The organism is Brevundimonas sp. NPDC058933, assembly GCF_049315965.1.
GTDB lineage: Bacteria > Pseudomonadota > Alphaproteobacteria > Caulobacterales > Caulobacteraceae > Brevundimonas.
In genome coordinates this window covers 1-1,643 of record NZ_JBMOSL010000029.1, presented here as the reverse complement: position 1 = coordinate 1,643, position 1,643 = coordinate 1, and the positions used below count along the sequence as shown (strand labels likewise).

2 protein-coding genes are annotated in these 1,643 nt (G+C 36.0%); one reads left to right on the top strand and one right to left on the bottom strand.

Going from position 1 to position 1,643, the window contains the following annotated elements:
• The coding region (locus ACOZBP_RS17320) for a helix-turn-helix domain-containing protein (protein WP_422677556.1) at positions 1 to 313 on the bottom strand (313 nt) is incomplete at its 3' end.
• Positions 314 to 627: 314 nt separating this feature from the next.
• Here ACOZBP_RS17320 and ACOZBP_RS17315 point away from each other — a divergent pair.
• Positions 628 to 1,569 carry a TnsD family Tn7-like transposition protein gene (locus tag ACOZBP_RS17315; RefSeq protein ID WP_422677555.1) on the top strand — a complete coding sequence of 314 codons (942 nt, stop codon included), beginning with the start codon at positions 628 to 630 and terminating at the stop codon, positions 1,567 to 1,569.
• Positions 1,570 to 1,643: the final 74 nt, after the last annotated feature.

Here is a 1,643-nt window from a genome sequence, read left to right as displayed (position 1 = left end):
GAATAAATGTTGCAATATATACCCTCAATATCCTGATCTTTCCTGGATATCCCAACCTTAAAATTTCCTGGTAGAGCACAACAGCAGGAATCCATTCAGGATGAGCTGCGTTTACACGTTGGAGTAAATAGGGTTTATATGGGTCAAGGATACTTATTCTAGGCTGTATACGCTGATACTGAGGTGTGGTGTTTTGCCGTAAATATTTACGCACAGTATTTCTGGACACCCCCAGTTCACGAGTAATGGCTTTAATAGATTTACCTTGTTGATGAAGAATTTGGATTGTCACTGCTTGCTCCAAAGTTAACATGTTGAGCAGTCCAAAATGACCGCTATATTAACCAAGGGGGTCAGTTTTTAAATGCCATTAGGGGGTCATTTTTACACTGCCGCTAACACTACTGCCCAATCTGTATACAGCAACAACGAGAAACTTATGGGGAGTATTTCTGGAATAAGGTCTGGTTTCTACCCAACCTTTCAATATGCCTGAAACATAATTGTTCACTTCTGTCTCAGGATTATATTCAACAACAGCATCGACATCTTTTCTTACCCTTATTACCCAATCAAAATCAGGACACTCCTCATCCCTATTACAAGGAAGATTTCATACTAGGGCAAATGGCTGTAGAGTTATTACGACTTGATCCTCAACCAACTCCAAGCCACGAAAAATGGACTAAATTCTATTTGGAAATGGCTGATGCAAAGAATTTTCGTAGAGGGAATCATGTTTGTCATGAGCAAACTTATGAGCAAGTGATTAAGAAATTTACATGCGATTATCTTGATTCTAAAAATTTAGGTATTGATCCTGATCAAGATGCTTCTTGGCTCAAAACTATTTTTAGAAAGCATCGTAAAACCTTTAGTTTTTTAGAACATTGTATTGTATGGTCCTCGTTTATACCTGAGATGGCACCTAAAGACATTCTGCAATATGTCAGCTCGATTCCAGCAAATCTATATTTTGTAAAAGGACCTATTTTTGCTGATGATGCCCCCTCTATAAAAAAAGAAGAGATACGACAGAAGTGGCAAGATATAGTACTACTGCATGGTGTAAAAACTGGCCGTAACATTAAACCAGGTTCAGCAATTTATATGTGGCTTTATAGAAATGATCGAAATTGGCTATTGGCATTTAATTCAAAACATATATCATGCCCCCCAATTAGAAAAAATAAAATAAATTGGTCCATACGTGATTTTTCAATAACCAAAGAATTATTTAAAGTTTTATACCGTTCAAATGATGACTTAGCTTGTCCGAGAATGTCAAAGAGTTGGTTTCTCCATCAATTATCCAAAGGAAATTCCATTTCCAAAAATTTGCACCAACTACCTTTAAGCTCCAAATTTCTTTCAACTTATTCTGAAGATACAATTGCTTATCAAATACGGAGAATTACCCATGCTATGATCAGGCTTGGTTATACAGAATCCAGTACTAAAGATAAATGGCGGATTTTGCGACTTGCAGGATTAAGTAAAGAAAGGATTACGCAAGAAGCCCAAATTTTCCTAAATATGATTTGTGAGAAGAAGATTTATGCATATTAAAAGCTTTCCTTTAGATACATTGATTACAGGCATAGGACAACTATTTAAATATGATGATAAACCCTGGTTTATTA